This window comes from Paenibacillus mucilaginosus 3016 (assembly GCF_000250655.1).
Lineage (GTDB): Bacteria > Bacillota > Bacilli > Paenibacillales > NBRC-103111 > Paenibacillus_G > Paenibacillus_G mucilaginosus.
This window is the reverse complement of sequence record NC_016935.1, coordinates 917,993-939,786: the sequence shown is the minus strand read 5'-3', so window position 1 is coordinate 939,786 and position 21,794 is coordinate 917,993. Positions and strand designations below refer to the sequence as shown.

Sequence of the window (21,794 nt, the reverse complement as noted above, 5' to 3'; positions counted from 1 at the left end):
TCTTTCCCTCATTTCGACAGGGGTGCAGCCGGGCAGCGGTTGGTACGCCTCCTGCTGCAGCGGGGTCACCGGTCAACAGTTCGGTTTCCAGCCTGTGCGATCCGGCTTGACTCCTGCTTGGCTCCTTCTTTTGACCGCTGTATCAAGCTCAGCTTCAAGCTTTCTTAGCTTGCAGCAGCCTACTTCAGGCTTCTGACCATGTCGTTCACGCGGCCGGCCACCTGCTTGTAGAACTGGTACAGCTCTTCCCCGTTCACGTATTCGCCGCGGTCATAATCCAGCATCGCCTTCGCGTCCAGATAAGCCGCGCTCATGCCCTTCAGCTTGTCCACCAGCGGGGTGACGTCCTCGGAGGCCGTCACTTCGCCGCTCCGTCTGGACGATTTGCGCTGCAGCAGGCTGAGGCGCTTCGGATCCAGGCCGCGGAGCTTGCTGTAGATTTCGTAATCCGGGAACTTGCTTCCCTGCATCAGGTTCACGAACGGCTCCCACGGGTCCTCCTCCGGATCGTGATCGTAGACGTACAGCGCACCGCGCTTGGTGATCGTTCCCGTGTAGAGGCTCTCGATGAAGAGGCTGATGAACTTCTCCTCATCCTGGTGGGCGTTCAGCACCGCTTCGAGCTCGTCGATCTTCGCCTGCAGCCCGCGGTACTTCGCGATCTCCTCGCGCACCCGCTTCAGGAGCTCCGGCGAGCGGATCAGGTTCTCCTTGGCCATCTCTTCGCTCACCGAGCCGTAGATGTCTTTTACCGCATCCGGCTCCAGCCCGTTTTCCACCAGTCCGCGAAGCTCCTGTACCGCTCTTTTGACTTCCCCGAGGTTCGGTCTTGCGGCCCCAAGCCCCAGCTGGTAGGAGGACAAATGTCGCTCCAGCTCCAGCGGCTTCGTCAATACGACCTCGTAGCGTCCGACCGATCCGTTATCCGCCGTTTTCTCCCGGACAATGCCATACGTCTGTGCCGTGGCGAACACCCCGCGCACTTCGCCGTTGTAGCTGCGCACCCGCGGGTTGATGTACGTATCGCCCCAGGATTTCTCCGGGATCGGCGACGGAAGATACGTCCAGTTGACCTTGTCCGTCTGCACCAGGTGGCGTCCGATGCCCTCCGGCTCGAGAATCGTGCGTTCGTAGCTTTCTTCGTACACCTTCAGCGGCGTATAGAGGAACAGCGGCACCCCGTTCTGCGTGTTGAGCCAGAAGATGCGGTTCTTGACTTCGCTCTCCTTGATCGTGAAGCGCGAGTTCGCGATCGCGTTATCCTGGAAGTTCCGGATGCCCTTAAAAATACTCGGCGACTTCACCGGCACGGACACGAAGCCCCACGACGGGAAGTTGAAGTTGCCGGAGGAGTTCGTCAGGTGGAACACCGGCTTCGCCTCTTCGTACAGGCGGGCGGCCAGCTTCTGCTCGACGATCTTCTCGATCGAATCCTCGTGGCCGAATTTGATCACGAGATACTCTTCCATCGACTTCGTGATGAGCTCGCCGAACTGTTCGGTGAGGAAGTCCGAAATCGACGAGACGACGTCCACTTCCTGCTCCTTCACCCATTGGTTCGACTTCTCGAGCAGCGTCTGCGTGAAGTCGCGGATGAGCTCGGACACATTCTTCTCATTCGTCATCTCTTCGATCAGTCTGGACATGTCCGGTACGGAAACCACGTTCCAGTAGTAGGTCTTGTTGCCGCGGTGGTCGACGGACTCCTCGCCGTTCATGAGGATGGAGCCGTTTTTCTCAAAAATCTTGTTAAGCTCGCTAAGAATCTCCGTGAACACCTGGTAGATCCGGGAGTTCTCGTCGTTGATCAGCGTGTAGAGGTCCTCGTAGAACTCGATCATCTGCTCCATCCGCTCACGGTCGGCGTACAGCAGGTACTCCTGGATTTTGGCCTCGATATAAGCGTCCTTCTTGCGGTCCTTGGAGATGAACGCGCTCTTCGCCTCGGTCATCTTCTGCTGCGCGCTTTCCTTGGCGGCGTCAATATCGCGCGGAATGCGGTACAGGCTCTCCTTGAGCGCCTCGATGTACGAGGAGATCAGCTTCAGGAGACAAAAGCCCCCGTCCTGCAGGATGATCCGCGACACATAGAACGGCCCCTGCTCCGGATGGCGGAACATGCGTGTCGCCTGCTCGCTGAACGCTTCCTTGAGCTGGCCCGGCAGCTGCCGGCGTGCCTTGATGTACTCCTCGCGGCCGCGACAGGTAGCTCTGCTCGAGCTCCGTATCGACATGCACGACCTGCTGCTTGATCACGTTGGTGTACGAGAGACGCTCGGAGTTCTGGTAGCCCGGCAGCGGCTCCGGTACATTCTTGTCGAATGCGCGGTGGATCGAATCCGGGTCGATCGCCAGCTTGTGCGCGAGCTTCTCCACATCCTCCTGCGTCGGGCCGACCTTGAACATCGTCTCCATGCGGGTGAACACCCGGTACGCCAGGTACGTCGTCATCTCTTCGATCGGCAGCACCGCCGAGGAGGCGCCCAGAATGTTGTACTGGTAGTTCGCCGCATAGGCCTTCGGCATCTGGTTGATGTTCGTGCGGATGTTGCTGATATAGTCGTGGATCGCGAACTCTTCGCCCGAGGCCTTCTGCTCGCTCGCCATGAAGTTCGTGATGTTCTCCGCCGTCACGTTCATGCAGTAGTCATACGCATTCTCGAGCAGCTTGCCTTCCAGGTTGGTCGCCGAGATCAGGTGCGCCAGGTTGTACGGCGGCATCGGCGAGTTCACCGTCAGGATGTTCCCGTACTGCTGCCGGAACCGGTCGCCCCGCTCGTCCACGTTCATCCAGTAGTCAAGCTCCTTGAGGGCGGCGTAGCCGTTCTTCTTAATATATTCGCGCGAGTGCTCGGTCAGGCTCTTGTTCGCCAGGTTCACGTCCGGGGTAAACAGATACCCGAGCAGCGCGACCTTATCGACGCCCGCCGTGCCGTAATCCCGCTCCAGAATCCCGCGGACGATGTACGAAATATCGAGGAAGCAGCCGCTCCCCGTCCCGCCGGAGAGGCCCGTCAGGATGAACACCATGAGCTTCTTGTTCGTGCCGACGGACAGCGATTTGATCTTGCGCTCAATCGTCTGTACGACCTGGTTGATCTTCGTAAAAAGAAGCAGGCGGCCCGCCTGGCGGATGCCCGAGGCGCCGTTGATCCCGTCGGTGATCGTCAGCTCCGGCGACAGCCATTCCTTGATGTACGGCTCGAGGATGCTGCGGTTCTGCAGCACGCTGCCGATCTCCGGGTTCGAGAGCAGCACGAACTCCGTCATCGGATCCAGGCCTACGCCCTTGTAGCGCTTGCCCCGGTCGTGCTCGTTCGTCTCGAACGCCAGGAATTCGATATTGGCCGGCTTCTCGGCCTTCTTCTTCGTGAACGGGTCCTGCGGCAGCTTGAAGCGCCGGTTGACCTGGTATTTGAGCCGCAGCAGGGCGTCGATGCCCGTACCCCCGAGGCCGATGACGAGCATCGGGTTGTCGATGGTGTCGACACGGATTTTCTCGGATACGATGCCTCCCCCGAGGGAGACGTCCAGCTGCTGGATGTGTTCGCGGACAATGGCTTTCAAATGGATCACTCCTTGTGTAGGTGATGGGCTAAGGGGAGGGCCCCTGTAGTTGGGGGGCCCCTTTGCCCCCCGAACTTTAGTTCTTCATTGGCATGGGTGCTTTCCCATCCCCGGAGGGCTGCTTATCTCAAGACCCCGAGGCTGTTCCCCCGTACCCTGAGGGTATTTCACCCACGAACCCTAAGGGCTATTTCATGCACCAAGCCTAAGGGCTATTTACCCCCTAAATCCCCCTATAGGGGGACCCCAAAGGGCTCCGGCCCTCTGGACTCGCGGAAAGGTTGGCGGGGACGGGATGGATACGCGTTAACGATACGTTGTGCTTAGATCGCTTTGTCCCTTTCAGGGACACGCTTTACTTCGGCGGGTGGTTCTCCCCCATTCCTTGGGGCCCCCGAAACCACCCGGTGTGACTCAAAGACGTAGGCTCACTCCCGAGCCTGAGGACTGTCCCCCCTAATCACCGAGGGCGCTGCCTTTCATGAGCCCCTCTACCTCGTCTAAGTCATGTCTCTGAAACGAGCTTGAGGGGCGTCTTTTTCACCTTCACTCAAAATAGAGGAACTACGGTTCCTTATTGGCTTGTTTTGCGGGTACTTTTGAGAAATAGCGGAACTCGGATGCCTTATTAGGTCGGATTGGTGCCTCGTGAGCCACTTTAAAGATGAATAGCGAATCTCCGTTCCGCTATTTGTTGGATCATCTTGATATTTACCCAAATAAGGCATCGCAGTTCCTTTATTTGCCCCCTGCCCCCTGCGTGCTGACTACAATGGGGGCGCGGTGGAACACTGAACCAACTAAAACAACGGTTAAACCGGCTAATCTTATTAGGAAGCGAGAAGTTAGCGGCACAAACCTTGGGACCTTAACCTTTAAGCCCCCAAATGGCAGGCCAGCTGCATATTTAATGGCGTTTGGGTGCGGCCGCTCCCAGAGGCGCCCAGAAACCGACGTTTTTGAGTCACCAACGCCATGGAGCTGCTGCCCCATCCTTCAAGGTAAGGAATCTGAGAACCCTTGGCCGTCTAATCGCCTGAGCTTCACCGCATGCCCGGTTCCCGCCCGCTTCCCCGCTTACTTGATATACTCCAGCATGATCGACTTGTTCACCTGGCTCAGCGTGACGCGGAGCCGGTCGCCGGCGCGCACTTCCTTCGGCTGGGCTGCGTCGAAGACGCGGCCGCCTTTCTCGATGACGGCAGGCGTGCGGTTCTGCAGCAGCAGCGTATCGGACGGACCCGGGCGGAGCACCAGGTCGCCGGTTTCGGCGAACTCGGGCGCAAGCTGCAGCAGCTGGTGAAGGGTGACCTTGCCCTTAAAAGTATTGAGCTTGCGGTACTGCGGGCTGGTCCGCTCGCCGGTGTCTTCATCCTTAATCTCAATGACCATCTGGCCGAAGAAGCCCCGGTTGGCCTTGCGCCACTGGACCAAAGCGAACAGGACGGCAGCGATCACGGCCAGCACGGCGGCAATGATGCCGGCCCAGACACCTGCCCCAAGGCCCGGCTTCTCAGCAGGAGCCTCCGTCACCGTTTGAACCGGCGCCGGAGCGCCGGACTTCGCCGTGATTTTCACAGGTGCGGTTTCGCGGACAAGGTTGGCGTCTTCGACCTTGATTTTGAGCTCATAATCATGGGCTTCCGGAATCTTGTAGCTTCCTGCAATGCCCTCCGCCCCAGCAGTCAACGGCTGCTCCACCGTTTGCTTCGTATCGAGATCGGTTACGACCAGCGCAGCCTTCAAGTTCTTGTACAGACTCGCGTCGCTGACCTTCTGGCCGCCGGACTCGAGGTACGCCTTCAGACCCACCTCGTCTCCCGGCTTAAACGCCGTGGACTTCAAAGGCTCCAAGGTCAGCTTCAGGTCATAATTGTAGACGAGATTGATGTTGATTTTATCCTTCGGCACGCCCTTCACCTGCAGCTTCCAGGAGCCCTGTGCGGGGTTCAGGATCTTGAGCAGGGAGTACGCATTCGAAGACGTATAGATCAGCGAATTCGACGGAATCGTCTGCGGCTGGCCGCTCGGATCGAACAGCTTCACCTCCACCGGATTCGGCGACATGATCGAAATGTTCGCTTCCTGGACGCTTGCATTCGGAATGTCGATGGCCACATCCTGATACTGGCCATTCGCCGTAATACCCTGCAGCGGCACCACCTTCAGCTTCAGGTGGCTCGCATAGATTTCACTGAGGATGCGCGGCAGGTCGTCCGCCGACGAGGTCACGAACGATTTGGCGTTCGTCTCGGCTGCGATCCGCTCGAGCACGGTTTTGTTCAGCTGCCCGTCCGCGTTGAGCCCGATCGTGTAGACCGGAATGCCTTTGTCCTTGGCCTGCTTCAGCGCGTTATTCAGCATTTGGTCCGACTGTGCCTGCGTCCGGCCGTCCGGCAGATCGTTGTTGCCGTCGGTCAGCAGCACGATGATCGGGATGTGCCCCGGTTCCGTGCCGTTCTGCAGCACCTTGACCGCTTCGCTCACCCCAATGGCGATATCGGTACGGGGTCCCCGCACCAGCCCGTCGATGAACGTTTTGACATCCTGCTTGTCCGCAGCGGTATTCAAGTTCAGGAGCGCTTTCTCGCGCATCACCTGATCCGTATAGGCAACCACGCCCACCTTGTCTCCCTGGGCTGAGGCCATGTCGACGAACATTTTGACCGCCTCGTAGCTGATCTTCTTGCCGTCGCTGTCGTTCATCGACAGGGACACATCCACCGCCATGACCGCATCCATCGGGGAGCTGCCGGCCGCTGTACCTGCTGCACCGGCGGGTACCCCCGGAACCAGAAGCGCCATGGCCATGAAGAGGGTAAAAAGCAGCTTGATCGTATGTTTCACGGCGTTCCTTCCTCCATCTAGCGAATCTCCCCGCCCTGTCGAACCCGGACGAATAGGGGCGGGGGCTGAAGTAGTATTTTAGTTGCACAGATAGTAAAATAGCAGTGGCTGCCATCTACTAGACTTTATAGTAACTGGTGGGAATTCAAAATTCCACTCGCCAATTCTTATAGAATTCTTAAGAAATGCTCGCTTTCCCTTCGTTCTCTGGCCTTCGGGACAAGGCTTTGGTATGGTAGAAAGCACATTCCAGTTCATCGATATTCGCCGGGCCGGGCTCTCCAATTCTACGCTTCCGGGGTGAAAATCCGGTGAAACCTCTCCCGGCAGCCCCCATTTTCCCGACAAAGGAGGACCCGACCGATGATGACCACCCTGGTGCTGCTGCTGGCGGCCCTATTCGTGCTGTACCGTGTGATAAGCTTCCTGCTCCTGCGGCGCAAGGACGCAGCGCTGACGCAGATTGACAGCGATTTTGCCTCGAGGCTCGAACAGAAGGAGGATCGACCGTGAGCGACAAACCTTTGACAAAAATTCCCGTCCACTTTCGTAAGACGAATCCTACGGCCCATTTGTTTCAGCGGCTTCAGCTCTGCCGCAAATGCGGCCGCTACTCGTGCCTGTGGCATGAGAGCTGCTTGTCCTGCGGGGCCGAAGGGACGCGCATTCCTGTCGAACAGGCGGCACGCACGGTGATGAAGCGCAGCCTGCAGACGGATCTGCTTGTTCTGGCGGCGCTGGGCCTTACCGCGTTTGCCCTGGCCGGCTCCTTCAACGAGATGGCCGCTTCGCTGATCGGCGCCATCGTGCTGATGGGTGCCCGCTATCTTCTCGGCAGACGGTTCGAGCCTTATATCTATAGACGTACACTTCACCGGTTACTCCTGCAGGACGGCAAACAAATTCGTGAGGGGCTCCTCAGCGACATTGACGATGCGGAGCAGGACCTGAAGCAGGACGACTACAAATCGGCCTATGAAAAATTCCGCGAAATCGGTTATTTTTTGCGGAACGACCCGATCAAGGTGCTCCGCCTCCTGTGCCTGAGCCGGTTTATTCTTCGCAGTGACATGGATCTCGAGCTCTCCTCTCTGCTCCCGAGCCGCTTCGACAAGGACTTCATCCTCTACCTTCACGAGGTTGGCAGGGTGCGTCCGCAGCTGATCGGCAGGGATGTGCTGGACTACTGCATGAAGTACCGCACGATCATCCGGGAGATGGCCGTCGGTCCCGACGTGCTGGCTGCCGCGGCCGGTGCCGCGCTTCGAGTCAAAGAGCATCTTCCGGTCTACTACGACCTGATCGCAGAGCAGGCCGAGCATCTGCCGAAGGACCGGCTGCTGCGGCTGCACCGGCTCCTTACGGAGCGGCCAGGACAGTACCCGGAGCTCCATGCGAAAGTGCTCGAAACCGCGAAGCGGCGCTACCCGTCGGATGCCGAATTTGCTCCCATTTTGTAGAAAAGGCGGCGGTGCTTCATGATCCACTTTACGTATAGGCGGGCGGGCCGTTTCAGAAATGTGGCAATTTTCTTACTTTTTGCAGCCACCCTTGCCGCGGCCGCCAAAATCCACTACGTCCGCGAGCATCTGTCGCTCCTGACGCAGGCCCGCACCGCCCAGACGGCGGGCGACCTCCTTGCGGCGGAGGAGCTGTACAACCGCGCATTGGCCGTGCCGTGGGCCTTCGGCGAGCACCGCGGCGAGATCGACGCCGCCCTGCTGGCGCTGCAGCCGGTCACGCAGGCCAAGCGCGTGACGGCTGAGATCGCCGCCGAGGTGGAGGCCGCCTCCGCCGCGGGCGACGTGCCGGCGCTGCTGCAGGCGCATGAGCGCTACCGCGCGGCGCAGGCGGCGGCCGCCAAGGCCGGCGAGGATGCGAAGCAGCGCTTCGCGGAAGCGGCCCAGGCCGCCGGCGTCGAGGCGAAGCTCACCGAGGCGTACGCGGCGGCACGAAAGCGCGCGGCGCAGCAGCTCGAGGCGGCGATTGCGGCCAAGGGCGAGCCGGGCGCCGACGGCGGCAAAGCGGCCGCGGTCGCGGCGGCCGACCTGCTGCGGCTGCCCGCGGCCGTCTACGGCAGCGAGGCGGCGAAGCGCAAGGAGGCGAATGCGCTGCTCCAGCGCTACGACAATGCGCGGATCGACGCCGCGGCGAAAACGCAGGAGCTGGAGGCGGTGCTCCAGCTCGGCGAGTCGATCCGCAGCTGGTACGCGGCCGTGCCTTGGGAGGCGCCTTGGCTCGCGTCGAAGCTGGATAAGTACGCGGTGGCCGAGCTCACCGCGCTGGAGAAAAAAGACCTGCCGGCCTTCCTCGCGGCAGGCAAGGCTGTACAGGCGCACGCGGCGCTGCTCGGCAGCGGAGGCGGTAAGGCCGGCGCCTATGCGGAAGCTGCCGTAAAGCGGCAGTTCGCCCGGGCGGAGCAGCTGGCGGGCGCCCGCAAGTACGACGAGGCGCTGGAGCTGTACCGCACGCTCGGGAGCTACCGCGACACGGCGAAGGAGATCGCCGCGCTGGAGCTGCGGCGGCTCGAAGGCGACCCGGCGGCGCTGTTGGCGAAGGCCGGCGTGAGCGAGAAGCCGGCGCTGACGGCGTCCGGCAAGGCGGCGGACGGCAGCGCGATGGCCGCCGGGGCGATCGCCGGCGAGCGGCCGCGGCTCGTGCTCGCGCGGCTTGCCGTTGCTGGCGGAGCCGCGGGCGGGACGGCGGACGCTGACAGGCCCGCGGGCGGCGCGGGCGGCGAGGTGCGGCTGAGCGAAGGCCAGCTGCCGCCGGGGCTGAAGCTGCGCAGCCTGCGCTTCGCAGGCGAGTTCAGCCCGCAGGGGCGGCCGCTGCTCGCAGCGGAGGCGGAGTCGGCGGAGCGCGCGACGCACTACCTGCTGTATGAGCTGCCGGAGGAAGACGCCGGGCTGGAGCTCGTGCTGGATGTGGAGGCCGACAAGCTGACGGCATTCGGTAAAGGCAAGCTGACCGCCGTACGCCCGCTGCTGGACTCCAGCGTTCAGGAAGAACGAGCGAACGGCAGCGACCGCAGCCCGCGAAGGAATGCGAACGAGGATACGGTCCCCCAGGGAGAGGTCGCGAAGGGGGATTTTGAGTATAAAAACGGCAGTTACGAGCTCGTCCGCACCGAGCTGGCACAGTCAGCGGTGGATCAGGAGACCGGCATGAACGAGAACGGCCAAACCGGCCTTGATTCGGTAAGCAGCGCTGTTGAACCCTCGGCAGAGGAGCCTCTCACCATCCAGGTGGACCAGCTCACAGAACATCCAGGCCAGCTGGTCCGTTTTCAAGTAACTCTGCCTGCAGACGGCGAGGGTTCCGCCGTGGTTCGGGCCGGCAACCGCACCCTGCTGCTTAAGGGGCTGTCCTCGTACAAAGCCGGCAGCATTCTGATTACCGGTACGTATACCGGTGAAGAGGAAGTCCGAGTTAACGGCGGAAGGGTCAAGGCTTATGCTGTGAAGGTATCTGATGCGAAACAGCCGGTAGATTAAGTTTGGGTTTGGGGGATGAGACGAAAGGGGTTCCTTATATGCTGTGGGTTGGATTATGCCTGGGGGGATGACCTATGCCCGGCGCTTCGTCCGGTTTCTCCTCTCCCATGAAAGGGCCTCATGAGGAAGCGCCTGGACCTGGCCCCAACTATCACTGCCAGGATGTTCAACAGGATTCTTTCCAGCTGAGGGCAGGCACAAAAACTTCTTTCCCGCCTCACCTCCCTGTGCTATGATCAGTAATAAATCACGGTCGTGAAGCACACGCCGCTTTCTTCTCAGCCATTGCGCTGAAGGGAAAGCGGCTTTTTGCATCCCACGGGGAAAGGAATCCATTTCGTTATGAGCTTTAAAACCACATACGAGCACTGGCTGGAGAGCCACTCTGCGCGCCGTACAGGCGAACGGCTGCGCCGGCTGCAGGAGGGGCACGGTCATGCGGAACGTACCTTTGCCGAGCAGGTTTGGTGGCCCGCCTTCGGCCAGTTTCATGACCTGCATCCGGAGTACGAGATCTCCGACTTCCGGGACGGCAGGCGCTATCTTGACTTTGCACTGATCCGCAGGCGCCACCGGCTCGCTATTGAGATCGACGGGTACGGTCCCCACCTGCAGCGAATCAGCCGCACCCAATTCGCCGACCAGTGGATGCGCCAGAATCACCTGATTCTCGACGGCTGGAAGATCCTCCGTTTCTCCTACGACGATGTCGCCGAGAAACCACGGATGTGCCAGAGCCTGCTCTCCCAGTACATGGGGCGCTGGTTCGGAGGCACCGGCATGCACGCCGCCAAGCTGACTTCGGAGGAGAAGGATATCCTGCGATTTGTTTTAAGGGAGAATGGAGTCATCAAGGTGAAAGATGTATGCTCCTTACTTAACTGTCACCAAGAAAAGTCCCGCAAACTGCTTCATAGTCTGCTAGATAAAGGTTTTTTCCGTTCAGGCGGGATAGGACAAAAACGAATTACCCGCTATGTTCTGGCAGATTCAATCAAGGTTGAGGATTTGGGGCTATAGGAGCGTCACGGATCATCGTTTCTGTCTTTCGAACTTCTTACACGGAAAATCCGTGTTAAATGAGCTCTTTCTCCTTCTGCGAGCCTCCCGAACACGGATTTTCCGTGTTAATTGACGCAAAGGAAGCTTATCTGGGCTTCTTTCGAACTTCTTACACGGAAAATCCGTGTTAAATGAGCTCTTTTCCTTCTGCGAGCCTCCCGAACGCGGATTTTCCGTGTTAGCTGGCACCGATTGATCTCCTAGGTAACCCAATTGGGCTTGATACAAAAAAAAGAATGCAGGTTATAGGAGGGACGGGCTCCTATAACCTGCATTCGTTACTTAATTCCTCTTGTAACTCGATTCTCCGAGACTGCCATCCCGAATTGATAGAGGGGGGCGGGGCCTGCTAATCTAAATGAAGCATAAAGAGCCGCACTTACGGTCTTCGCCCTCTCTTACGCGGCGCCTGCAGGCGCCGCTCTACGCAGGCAGCGGCCGCGCGCCTTCGCTCTGCCTGCTCCCCCCGCGCGGCACGAGCCTTACTCCCCGCGCTTCACCAGCTGGCGCGGATCGACCTGCGCAGCGGCCGCGGGCGCGTTCAACCCCTTCGCGACCGCCTCCCAAGGAACGATCTTGAAGTTCTGGTTGAGCTCCTCGCCATCCTTCTCGTTGGCGTCGTCCTGGGCGACGAAGATGCCCTGCGGGTACTTCACACCGAGGCCGAAGCCGATCACGTCGATGCCGTCGGTCTCCGTCGTGCCGTCAACGGACTCGCCGTCTTCGATCGTGAAGCTCGATACATACTCGTTGGCGCCCTCACGCTTGTAGACCGCGTAAGAGTTGCTGCCCTGGCTCGAAGCGATCAGGTAGCCCTGTCCCTCCGCGCCGTAATAGAGCGTGAGGCCTTCCACGTCGTCCTGCAGGCGGCGTCCGTCCGCGATGTCGACCTGGGCGAGCGGCTCCACGCCGCCCTCCGGCTCGGCGCTGTACTTCCAGATGCCCGCATCCTCTTCGGCGATGTACATCGTGCCGTACTCGTCATCGGCCGCGAGGCCCTCCGACTGGGACTCCAGCGTGAACTCGCGCACGAGCTTGCCGGCGACCTTGCCGCTGCCATTGTCCGCGAGCTCGTACTGCTCGAACTCGCCGTCTTTGCCGAGCACCAGCGCATAGAATTTGCCGCTGCGCAGGCTGTGGTAGAGGCTGAAGCCGTAGACTTCGCCCATCTTGGACTTGATCGGCTCCGCCACAATGTCCTTCAGCTCGCCGGTCGCACCCGAGACCGCCCACACGTCAATCGTATTCGTCGTCCGGTTCGTCGCCGCCACGATGTCCACCTTGGAGCCGCCCAGCGGAAAATCGTACCGGAGGTCGATATTGTTCATTTTGCCCGTAGGGTACGACTGCAGCTGCTTGCCCGCCAGGTCATAGACCAGTACGCCGCCGGCTTTGTTCGTCGCAATGAGCTTGCTCTGCGACGGGTCCGCGCCGTCCACCCAGATCGCCGGATCGTCCGCCGCATCTTCGCCGTCCGCCACGGCGTCGGTCTCCGCATCCGCCCGGACCTCGAAGAACTTCGGAGCCTTCGGGTCATCCGCATACTTCCCGTTCTCCTCTTCAATCGCCTTCCAGAGCGCAGCCGGTACCTGCGTGCTCTCGTTCACCAGCTTCACTTCGCTGTCGAGCTCGCCCTTCTTGCCGGCCAGCCGATACTCTTTCTCGCCGATCGTGACCGTGCCGCTGATGCCGTTCTTCAGCTTGAACACGACGGTCCGGTCCTCATCGTCCCAGTCCAGCTCCGCTCCCAGATTCTCAAGCCCTGCGCGCAGGGGCGCATACCCTTCTTCGGCCGCACCGTAAGCGGCGGAAGGCAGCAGCAGCGCTGCCGTAAATACAGTAGCATTCAAAACATGCAGCAATTTCATGCAGATCATTAACTCCCGTCTCATAATAGGATCACAGGACGAGTATACGGGAGTTTTGTTATGGGAATGTATGAAGCATTTTAATATATTATGAAGACTGGGTGGAAAGACGCCCCATTCGGCACCGAATCGACAAAAGGCCCTGGAACGAACTGCCTACTCCCTCTGCCGTCAGCCGGGTCCTGCAGACACGCAGCGGATTGCCGTGATGGTCCTTCGTATCGATCACTTCGCTCTGTGCCTGCCACACTTCGGCATCGAACGACAGCTCCAGCGAGGCGTGCTCGCCCTGCCAGGTCACCAGCCCATGTCCGATGCGCGGCTCGACCAGGGAGATCAGCCGTTCTTCCACCCGGTTCCCATCCCCCGTGAAGGCAAAATGATCCGTCAGCCGCAGCTCCCCGGCGTCCAGCCCTTCCCCTGCGCCCCGCCGCCATTCGAACGAGCGGATGAAGGACGACAGGCCGGCCTCCTGCCCGTAGGCCTTCGTCAGGTCCAGCTCGAAATGCGCTGCACCGTCCTGCTCCTCCTGCCGGAGGACCTCCGCCCTCGCCTGCAGGCCCGCCTGCTGTGCAGCCCCATTAATGAGGGGGACCGAATGACCCTCGGAAGAATTATGGAGGTAGCCGTACCGGCCGCTGCCGAAATAGTCCTTGGTGTACTCTCCCGCCCCGAGATCCGCCAGGAGAGTCTCCCCCGCCAGATGCACGATAAAATGCCCAAGGTCGTTATGGTTGTGCGGCTCGTCGTTATGTCCGCCCTTCGCCGAGAAGGCGACGATCCGGCCTTCGTGAGCGCTGCGGTCGATGAGCCAGGCCGCGTCATTGAAATACGTACGGCCCGCGGCAGCAGCCCGGTCCGCGGCGCCTGCACTTGTCCACTGCAGGTTCCTCACCGTATGGGGCCACCGGTAGCAGTGGTCGCTGTGCAGGGACGGCCGGCCCGCCATCGGAGGCAGGGGATGTCCGAACCGCGCTGCGAGGCGGCAGTTCAGTCCCGGCTGCAGCTCATGCGCGGGCGAAGCATCCGAGTAGTTGATGAACTGGGGAACGGTCAGCGCCACGCTCTCCGGGAAAGCGGCGATCCGCTCGATTTTCTCTCCCTGCAGCAGGCTTACCTCTCCAGCGGTCAGGGCCTCCAGCATCTCGGCAAAATACACGAAATACCCGAACCCGTAATTCCAGTACGCGATGCCCTCCAGGCAGCATCCGTCCGACGCATAGCCTTCGAGGAAGCACTCCATCGCGCGAAGACACCGGTCGAGCATCCCGGACAGCCGGTTCGCATCGTCCACCAGCAGCATTGCGGCCATGCCCGCCGCCCCTGCACATACCGCCGACCAGTTGTGCTCGGCCGTCTCCCAGTGGAAGGACTGCGAATTCTCAAAGAGGGGCCGGAACACACGCCGCTCGATCTCTTCGCGGACACGGTAGGCCACCCAGGGATGCAGCCGCTCCTCCAGAAGATACAGCGTTTCGGCGAGCGCATGCGCTGTCTCGGCGGCGAACAGATCCACAGTCGCCTCCGGCCTTACCCTTGCTCCCGGTACCGCATCGAAGCTCGGTGGCAGATGCGCCGGCAGGGCCCAGGAATATTCGGAGCACAGCTCCCACAGCAGGTCATTCAGGGCAGGAAGGTAGGCATCCGTTTCGTCCACCAGGGTGGCCATAGCCAGCGCCAGCAGCCGTCCCCGCCGGGCAAAATACGGCCCCTCAAATCCCAGCCGGCTTCCCTCATCCGCAAATTGGATGAAGAGATGAAACGGCAGCCGGGGCAAAGGTTCCAAAGCAGCACGCCCGGCCTCTGCACGGATTTCGTCCAGCAGGCCCGCCAGCATGGGGTCCCGCCGGATCTGTTCGAGACGCTCCGGCCCCCAGGCCCCTCCGGCGAGCCCCGGCGGTTTGGCTTCACCGGACGGAACGCTGCTGCGCAGTACATTGAAACGGATCATGATGGCAACCTCCATTAGTTTAAACGTTTAAATGTAATATTGTCTTCATTGTAATGGAGATCTATTTTTTGCGCAAGCCGATTGAGCGGTATCACCGATGCCGTTATTTACCGATAAAGGAAGCGGCGCTCGGCTGGGAAGCGGACCGGGAGAACCTTCTTCTCAAAAGCACCCGCTGACCCGCTGACCGGCCTGTACAACCGGACCCCCTTCGGCGAGCAGCTCCTGTCTCTGATGGCCGAGGGGATTCAACTTATCTTTCCATTATCATAAAAAAACGGCACCGCCTCCTCTTCCAGAGGGACAGTGCCGTTTTCAAATCGATTCACTGATCACTTGCCTGATTACCCGCGCTTACTGAACCTGAGCCGACTGGGCAGGCTTCAGGTTGCGGATGATGCTGACTTCCACGCGGCGGTTCTTCGCCCGGCCTTCCGGCGTATCGTTCGTATCCACCGGCTGGAACTCCCCGTAGCCGATCGTGCGAAACTTCTCCGGGGACAGGGCCGTGTTGCGGAGCAGAATCTTCATGAAATTCATGGCGCGCACGCCGCTGAGATCCCAGTTGCTCTCAAAATCGCGGCGGGAGATCGGCACATTGTCCGTGTGGCCCGCCACTTCGATGTTGTAGCCGGGATACTGGGCCAGCATGTTCGACATCGAGACGGCCAGCGCCTGGGCCTCCGGCTTCACTGTGGCCGAGCCGGATGCGAAGAGCGCATTATCGCGGATCGTAATCATGAGCATGTCGTTCGTCAGCTTCGTCTCCAGCTGGGTCGACAGGTTGTTGTTCTGGATATAATCATCAAGCTTCTGCTTCAGTTCCTCGAGCTGGCGCTTCTCTTCCTGGAACGCCACCTCCAGCGCCTTCTGCTTCTCTTCCTCGGTCTTCTGCTCGGCAGGCGTCTGAGGCGTCTCCGGGTTCTGCTGCTGTCCGTCCGCGCCGTCATTCTTTTTCGCGCCCGGATTCGGGTCGGTCATCGGCACGACGTTGGACATCTCGAAGAATCCGGTACCGCTGGTGAACGCCGCATTGAGCGACTGCATGATGGCGTTATACTTCTTGGAGTCCGTCTGGCTCGAGGCAAACAAGATGATGAACAGGGCAAGCAGCAGGGTCAGCAGGTCGGCATAGGGAATGAGCCAGGACTCATCCACATGCTCCTCATGGTGATGCTTCTTATGGTGCTTACTCACCGCCGGCTCCTCCCTTTTCACCGTCCTCGGCGTCACGCTGGGACGGCGAGATGAAGACCGTCAGCTTCTGCTTTACGGCAATCGCCGAGATCCCGGACTGGATGGAGAGCAGACCCTCCACCATCATCATTTTCACTTCCGCTTCCTTCTTCGCCTTCTGCTTCAGCTTGTTGGACATCGGGTGGAAGATAACGTAGCCGAAGAAAATCCCGAGCATTGTTGCGATAAAAGCTGCAGAGATCAGGTGTCCGAGCTTGTCTACTTCGCTCAGGTTACCGAGTGCCGCAACGAGACCGATAACGGCCCCGAGCACCCCGAGGGTCGGCGCATAGGTACCGGCTTGGGTGAAGATCAGTGCGCCGGTCCGGTGACGCTCTTCCGCCGCCGAGATCTCTTCAAGAAGCACGTCGCGGACGAAGTCCTGATCGTTTCCGTCAATGATCATCCGCATGCCGTTTCTCAGGAACGGCTCTTCGATGGCATCCACCTTGCTTTCGAGAGCAAGCAGGCCTTCACGGCGGGTAATCGATACCCACTCGATGAACATGTCCATCAGCTCTTTTTTGTCCGGAAGCACTTGTTCCTTGAAGAGAATGCCGAGCAGCTTAGGAAATTTCTTCAGATCGTTCATGGGAAACGCGATAATAACAGCCGCGGCGGTACCCACCAGGATGATCATGAAGGCTGCCGGGTTAAGAAGTGCGCCGATGGAGGCTCCTTTCAGAACCATACCGACCAATACTGCAATAAGTCCTAATGCAACGCCAAGATAAGACGACTTGTCCATAACTATATGCACCCTCCAACTCGCTTGATATCCGATTTCATAATTTTTATTTCGGCAGATATCGACAAAAAGATTAGAGGAGAAACACGCCGCCGGTTCGAGTTAAAAATGGCAGGAAAACAGACCCGATGCCGGAAGGGGCAGGACGCAAGTTAAACGGCTTCGCCGTCCTTTGGGGACGGTTCGCATATCGGTCTAGGGCAGATCCAAGCCGACGGATTGACGTATATTTGCTTGGCGGGTCAAAATAAAAAGCACTGTCCGCTTTAGGACAGCGCTCAGGCCCGGGCCGCTTGGCGCCAGGCAGCACTATTCGATCTCGTCGTAGGAGAAGGCGTTCTTCCGCTTGTCCCACTTCTGCAGAATGACATGATACATGAACTCCACCACGCCGAGCATCCCGGCCAGAATGAGCAGATCGCTCATGGACAAATTCCAGTCGTAGTACCGGGATACCCCCCAAAAATACAGTCCGCCGAGACCCATATCGGCAATTGTGGCGAGCCCGTTATTGCTCTCCCTCAGGATCCACTGGTCGCCGATCACAAAAGCGATAACGGTCAGCAGGCCCGCGGCGGTGACAAGCTGGCCCGGTGAAGCCGCGCCTTCGGTCAGCAGGTATAACAGCGGTATGAGTACCGCACTGTTCATCAGAAGCTTGACGGCAAATCGCAGCAGCATGTCGCATGCCTCCCTGGAATAGAAAAAGCTAGTGTTCTATCCCATACGATGCCCTAACGCGCCCTCTCTTATGCCGTCCACCACCCTTCAATCCAGCGGCGGCGCCTCGATCCAGTGCACATCGAACTGATCCAGCTTCCCCTGCCATTCCGCCGGCGGAGGCACATCGCAGACAATCATATCGATCTCCTCCAGCCCCGCGATCCGGTACAGCTGGCTTGTGCCCAGCTTCGAATGATCGGCCAGCACGATGCTCTGGCCCGACTGCTTCAGGAACGTGCGGGAGAGCATGCCCCGCTCGTCGTCGTAGCTGGTGACGCCCCGGTCGGCCTGCAGCCCGTCAGCCACGAGAAAGGCCTTGTCCACATGGATCGACTCCATGAAGAGCTGGGCCAGCGCGCCGGACGTCCGGTAGTGCGTCGCATTGACCCGTCCGCCGATGAAGATCACATCGCCGTCGAACAGGCCCTTGCTCTTATGCTCGACAAGCATCGTCATGGCCGGAATGGACGAGGTCAGCACGGTGAGCCCCTTTTTCACGAGGAGAAACTCCACCATCTGCATCGTCGTCGTCCCGTCATCAAGTACGATGACTTCCTTGTCCTGCACGCACTGGGCCGCCGCGAAGCCGATCCGCTTCTTCTCGTGGAGGCGGAGCACCTCGCGCTTATAGATCGCCGGCTCTTCCCGGCCGTGGTCCACCCGGACGGCCCCCCCGTAGACGCGCCTCAGCTTGTTCTCGCTCTCGAGCTCTTCGAGATAGCGCCGCACCGTCTCGGAGGAGACCTCGAGCTTCTCCACCAGTTCCGGGGTGCGCACCTTGCCCTGACCGAGCAGCAGATTCATTATGATTTGCTTGCGTTCCTCTCCGACGAGCGACATCGGTCCTTGCCCTCCGCTTCTGTAGTGCCCCGTAAGACATGATTATCTATCATTGTAACGTATCCATTATGAAGACTGTGTAAAAAATTGGGTATAGATGCTGCCGTGCAAACTATGGGGCTCCCTGCCGCGCCTTCCCCTCAGCCGGCCATTCCGGTTCCCGGCACCGCTTCTACGCGTTCATGCACGCGGATGTCCCTCTTCTCCAGCGCGCCGAAGACGGTCCCCGGATCGAACGCCTCCTCCGGCGTCAGGATTCCGCTGCGGGCCGGCTCCAGTAGACGGCCTTGGGCGATCAGCTCCGCAGCCACCGCCATAGGGATGCCCACACTGCGCGTATAGGCACGCAGGCCCTCCCAGCCCGGTACGGAGCCGTCGGAGGCGGGATGCGTGTGCGTCAGCGTGCGGCATACGGCTCTACCCTGTTCCATCCCGGTGACCTCGACATGAAGGGCATAGCCGTACAATTCGGTTTCCCGGCCTTCTGGGGCATGGTACAAATATTCCCCGATGCAGTCAAGAATGCCAACCTCCGCCCCGTTCACCCGGATCTTGTCATTGCGCAGGAAGCCGTACTCGTACAGGGCCCTCACTAGCCGCATGTTCATCTGCGGCCAGGTGCCGCGCACCTCGATCATGCGGACGCCCTTCGGTGCCAGAGCCTTGGCCAGCGTCCTCGTCTCCGCATGCGGGATGATGTACTGCACGGTCGGCCCGTAAGGGGCCGGCAGCTCGATCTCCCGCGGCCGGGCGAACGGGGGCACCTGGATGAACTCGCCGTCCTCATATACGACGCGGCCGGGCAGCTGTGGATCATATTCATACGTTGTCGTCTCCGTAATTGAGCGGGAGAAGGCGATCGGACGGAACGAGCCGTGCGAGACGCGAACCTCGTCGACCCGCTCCATACCGGCGGCCGCATGCATGGCCATCATCTGTGTAACGCCCGGCGTCATGCCGAAGCCCGGCACGCAGACTCGTCCGCTGCGGACGAACCGTTCATGGAAGGGATCTTCTTCGCCGAAGCCGTTCAGGTTGATGCCGTGGCAGCCGGCTTCGGCGATGCAGGCCGTCGTCAGCCCGTTCAGTGTGATCGTCGTCCCGTCCATCACGATATCGAAGCCGCGCATCAGGTCCACGGTCGCCTCATGATCGTGCACATTCACGCGAACAAAGTCGACCCGCGGATCGTTCATGGAGGCGGCCACCTTCCGGCCTTCCTCTTCATTGTAATCGGCAACCGTAATCCGTGAGAACGAGGAGTGCTCTACGAGATCCAGCACCGCTTCGCGGCAGATCCGTCCCGCGCCTCCAAGGCATAAGATATTCATGGGCTGTCTCCTTTATAGTTGTAGGACAGGATCGGCCGGTATCGTTACCGTACGGGTGAATGCTCCGGCACATCTTCCTCCGAAGCCCCTGCCTCCAGCCAGAACCGGCTCCTCTTCACCGCCTCCGTCAGCCGCCTCATATCCTCCGGGTACACCTCGCCGATCGTTCCGATGCGGAACGTGTCCGCCGAGGACAGCTTCCCCGGATAGATTACAAAGCCGGCTGCCTTCAGCCGCAGATACCACTCGTCAAAATCAAACCCATCCGATGCCGGGTAACGGAATGTGGTAATGAACGGCGACCGCAGCGCCTCCGGCAGCAGGGGAAGGAAGCCCAGCGCTTCCATTCCATCCACCAGCGTGCGGTGGCTCTCGAGGTACCGGGCGTGACGCGCGGCCGGACCGCCCTCCGCTTCCAGCTCCTGCAGCGCCTGGTCGAACGCGCGGACCACATGCGTCGGCGAGGTGAAGCGCCACTTGCCCCCGTGCCGCTCCATCGTCTCCCACTGGTCGAAGAGATCGAGCGCGTGGGAGCGGGCGTGCCCCCGGCAGCCGGCCAGCAGCCCGCGGCGCGCGATGACGAACCCGAAGCCGGGGACGCCCTGGATGCACTTGTTGCTGGAGGAGACCAGCACATCGATACCGAGCTCCCGCATATCGAGCGGAATGCCGCCGAAGGAGCTCATCGCGTCGATGATCACCGTCCGGCCGTACCGTTTGGCCGCCGCTGCAATGTCCCGGACGGGATTGAGCATCCCCGTCGTCGTCTCGCAGTGCACCGCGGCCACGTGCGTGATGGCCGGGTCGGCTTCGAGCAGCCGGGCCAGCGCTTCGGCATCGGCCGGCTCGGTCTCTTCGCTGCGGAGCAGCGCGAGCTCGATGCCCAGCACCTCTGCGATGCGCGCAATCCGTTCGCCGTAGGCCCCATTGCAGAGCACGGCCAGCTTGCCGCCCTCCCGCGGCAGGAAGGTGCCCACGGCGCTCTCGACCGCGAACGTGCCGCTGCCCTGCATGAGGACCGCGGTGAACTCGCGGGCACCGCCCGGTGCCGCCAGCTCCACCAGCCGCTCACGCACCGACTGGACGAGCCCGTTGTAGTCGCGGTCCCACGTGCACCAGTCGCGGAGCATCGACGCCTTGACCGTCTTCGTCGTCGTCAGCGGCCCCGGTGTCAGCAGCAGGTACGGCGCCTCCGGCAGATCGGCTTCCCCTCCCGGGAGCCGCACGGCGTCCCCCGGGTTCCCGGCGCGCATCATGGGCGCTCCCCGCGGGCCAGCCGCGCAGAGATGTCCGTGACGACAGCGTCCAGGTCTCCGATCGTGTCGATCACATAATGTGCCCCGGCCTCGCGGTAGGCCTCCGCCAGCCTCTCCATCCGCCCGGCGAGCGCTGCAGGATCTTCCGCCAGCACTTCCGGCTGCGTCAGCCCGAGCTCGCTGCTGCCGAGCAGCACGGCGGCCGTCCACACCCCGGCCCTGCGGCCTTCTTCAATATCGCTGAAGGTGTCGCCGCACTTCACCATTCCGTGCATTTCCTGCACACCCAGCTTCTCGGCGTTGCGGTAGATCATCCACGGAGCCGGCCGGCCGGCCGCCACCTCCGACGGGGTAACGAGCACGTCGGGGGCATAGCCCCGTTTTTGCGCCTCCGGCGCCACAATGTCCATCATCTCCGCTGTATAGCCTGTCGTGGAGCCGATGCGGATTCCGCGCTCCCTCAGCCTCTCCGCGAGAGCGACGGCTCCCGGTACGGGCTCCGCATACTGCGGGAGAATCCCGAGCAGCCTCTCTTCGAACGCCGCATACATCCGCTGCACGTCCGCCTCCCCGGGCTCGGCACCATGCACCTCACGCCATCGTGCGGCCACCCGGTCCAGGGCACAGATCGCACGCAGATGGTCGATTTTGAGCCGCCCCATAGGTTTACGCACTTCCTCCGCCGTCACTTCGACCCCCTCTTCAGCGAACGTGTCCATGAATGCCTTGACCGGAGCAAAGCTCCCGTAATCGACCGTCGTTCCGGCCCAATCCAAAATCACTGCCTGTACCATCGTTCCCACTCCTGCCTTTCGAATTGGTATGTCATGTTTCAGTTTTTCAGTTCCAAGCTTCTATTCCAAGCTTCTTC

At 60.6% G+C, this 21,794-nt stretch carries 14 protein-coding genes and 1 pseudogene; 4 read left to right on the top strand and 11 right to left on the bottom strand.

Translation table 11 applies throughout. From position 1 onward, the window contains the following. Nucleotides 1-179: 179 nt before the first annotated feature. Both PM3016_RS04150 and PM3016_RS04145 read right to left on the bottom strand, forming a co-directional pair. Nucleotides 180-3,567: pseudogene (locus PM3016_RS04150) on the bottom strand (tubulin-like doman-containing protein). A gap of 1,077 nt (nt 3,568-4,644) precedes the next feature. Next, nucleotides 4,645-6,414, bottom strand: a complete 1,770-nt coding sequence (locus tag PM3016_RS04145) for a vWA domain-containing protein (protein ID WP_014368526.1) — start codon at nt 6,412-6,414, stop codon at nt 4,645-4,647. A gap of 363 nt (nt 6,415-6,777) precedes the next feature. On the opposite strand from PM3016_RS04145, the gene PM3016_RS38390 reads away from it, so the two are divergent. The 4 genes from PM3016_RS38390 to PM3016_RS04130 all read left to right on the top strand — a co-directional run bounded on the left by PM3016_RS38390 (nt 6,778) and on the right by PM3016_RS04130 (nt 10,928). After that, nucleotides 6,778-6,927: a hypothetical protein gene (locus tag PM3016_RS38390; protein ID WP_013914653.1), complete on the top strand. Its 150-nt coding sequence runs from the start codon at nt 6,778-6,780 to the stop codon at nt 6,925-6,927. Then, nucleotides 6,924-7,874 (top strand): hypothetical protein, encoded by a 951-nt coding sequence (locus PM3016_RS04140; protein WP_014368525.1) that lies wholly within the window; start codon nt 6,924-6,926, stop codon nt 7,872-7,874. Before PM3016_RS38390 ends, PM3016_RS04140 begins: the two co-directional genes overlap by 4 nt. A gap of 60 nt (nt 7,875-7,934) precedes the next feature. Beyond that, nucleotides 7,935-9,908: a hypothetical protein gene (locus PM3016_RS04135; protein ID WP_238540438.1), complete on the top strand. Its 1,974-nt coding sequence runs from the start codon at nt 7,935-7,937 to the stop codon at nt 9,906-9,908. Between the two features lie 342 nt (nt 9,909-10,250). Further along, on the top strand, nt 10,251-10,928 hold the full coding sequence (locus PM3016_RS04130; protein ID WP_014368523.1) for a hypothetical protein: 678 nt from the start codon (nt 10,251-10,253) through the stop codon (nt 10,926-10,928). Nucleotides 10,929-11,452: 524 nt separating this feature from the next. On the opposite strand, the gene PM3016_RS04125 is transcribed toward PM3016_RS04130, so the two are convergent. The 9 genes from PM3016_RS04125 to phnX all read right to left on the bottom strand — a co-directional run bounded on the left by PM3016_RS04125 (nt 11,453) and on the right by phnX (nt 21,717). Beyond that, complete coding sequence (locus tag PM3016_RS04125; RefSeq protein ID WP_014368522.1) at nt 11,453-12,838, bottom strand: phytase; 1,386 nt, start codon at nt 12,836-12,838, stop codon at nt 11,453-11,455. A gap of 88 nt (nt 12,839-12,926) precedes the next feature. Further along, a complete protein-coding gene (locus PM3016_RS04120; protein WP_014368521.1) occupies nt 12,927-14,789 on the bottom strand; it encodes a heparinase II/III family protein in 1,863 nt (620 codons plus the stop codon). A gap of 354 nt (nt 14,790-15,143) precedes the next feature. Then, nucleotides 15,144-15,986 carry a flagellar motor protein MotB gene (motB, locus tag PM3016_RS04115; protein ID WP_013914644.1) on the bottom strand — a complete coding sequence of 281 codons (843 nt, stop codon included), beginning with the start codon at nt 15,984-15,986 and terminating at the stop codon, nt 15,144-15,146. Next, on the bottom strand, nt 15,979-16,773 hold the full coding sequence (gene motA, locus PM3016_RS04110; RefSeq protein ID WP_013914643.1) for a flagellar motor stator protein MotA: 795 nt from the start codon (nt 16,771-16,773) through the stop codon (nt 15,979-15,981). The genes motB and motA overlap by 8 nt, the downstream gene beginning before the upstream one ends. Before the next feature lie 309 nt (nt 16,774-17,082). Beyond that, nucleotides 17,083-17,454 carry a DUF2512 family protein gene (locus PM3016_RS04105; RefSeq protein ID WP_013914641.1) on the bottom strand — a complete coding sequence of 124 codons (372 nt, stop codon included), beginning with the start codon at nt 17,452-17,454 and terminating at the stop codon, nt 17,083-17,085. An 87-nt stretch (nt 17,455-17,541) separates the two neighbouring features. Beyond that, on the bottom strand, nt 17,542-18,336 hold the full coding sequence (locus tag PM3016_RS04100; RefSeq protein WP_013914640.1) for a DeoR/GlpR family DNA-binding transcription regulator: 795 nt from the start codon (nt 18,334-18,336) through the stop codon (nt 17,542-17,544). A gap of 140 nt (nt 18,337-18,476) precedes the next feature. Further along, nucleotides 18,477-19,667 (bottom strand): saccharopine dehydrogenase family protein, encoded by a 1,191-nt coding sequence (locus PM3016_RS04095; RefSeq protein WP_014368520.1) that lies wholly within the window; start codon nt 19,665-19,667, stop codon nt 18,477-18,479. 44 nt (nt 19,668-19,711) lie between these two features. Next, nucleotides 19,712-20,923 carry a 2-aminoethylphosphonate--pyruvate transaminase gene (locus PM3016_RS04090; protein ID WP_014368519.1) on the bottom strand — a complete coding sequence of 404 codons (1,212 nt, stop codon included), beginning with the start codon at nt 20,921-20,923 and terminating at the stop codon, nt 19,712-19,714. Further along, nucleotides 20,920-21,717, bottom strand: coding sequence for a phosphonoacetaldehyde hydrolase (gene phnX, locus PM3016_RS04085; protein ID WP_013914637.1), 798 nt, complete (start codon nt 21,715-21,717; stop codon nt 20,920-20,922). The genes PM3016_RS04090 and phnX overlap by 4 nt, the downstream gene beginning before the upstream one ends. Nucleotides 21,718-21,794 lie beyond the last annotated feature (77 nt).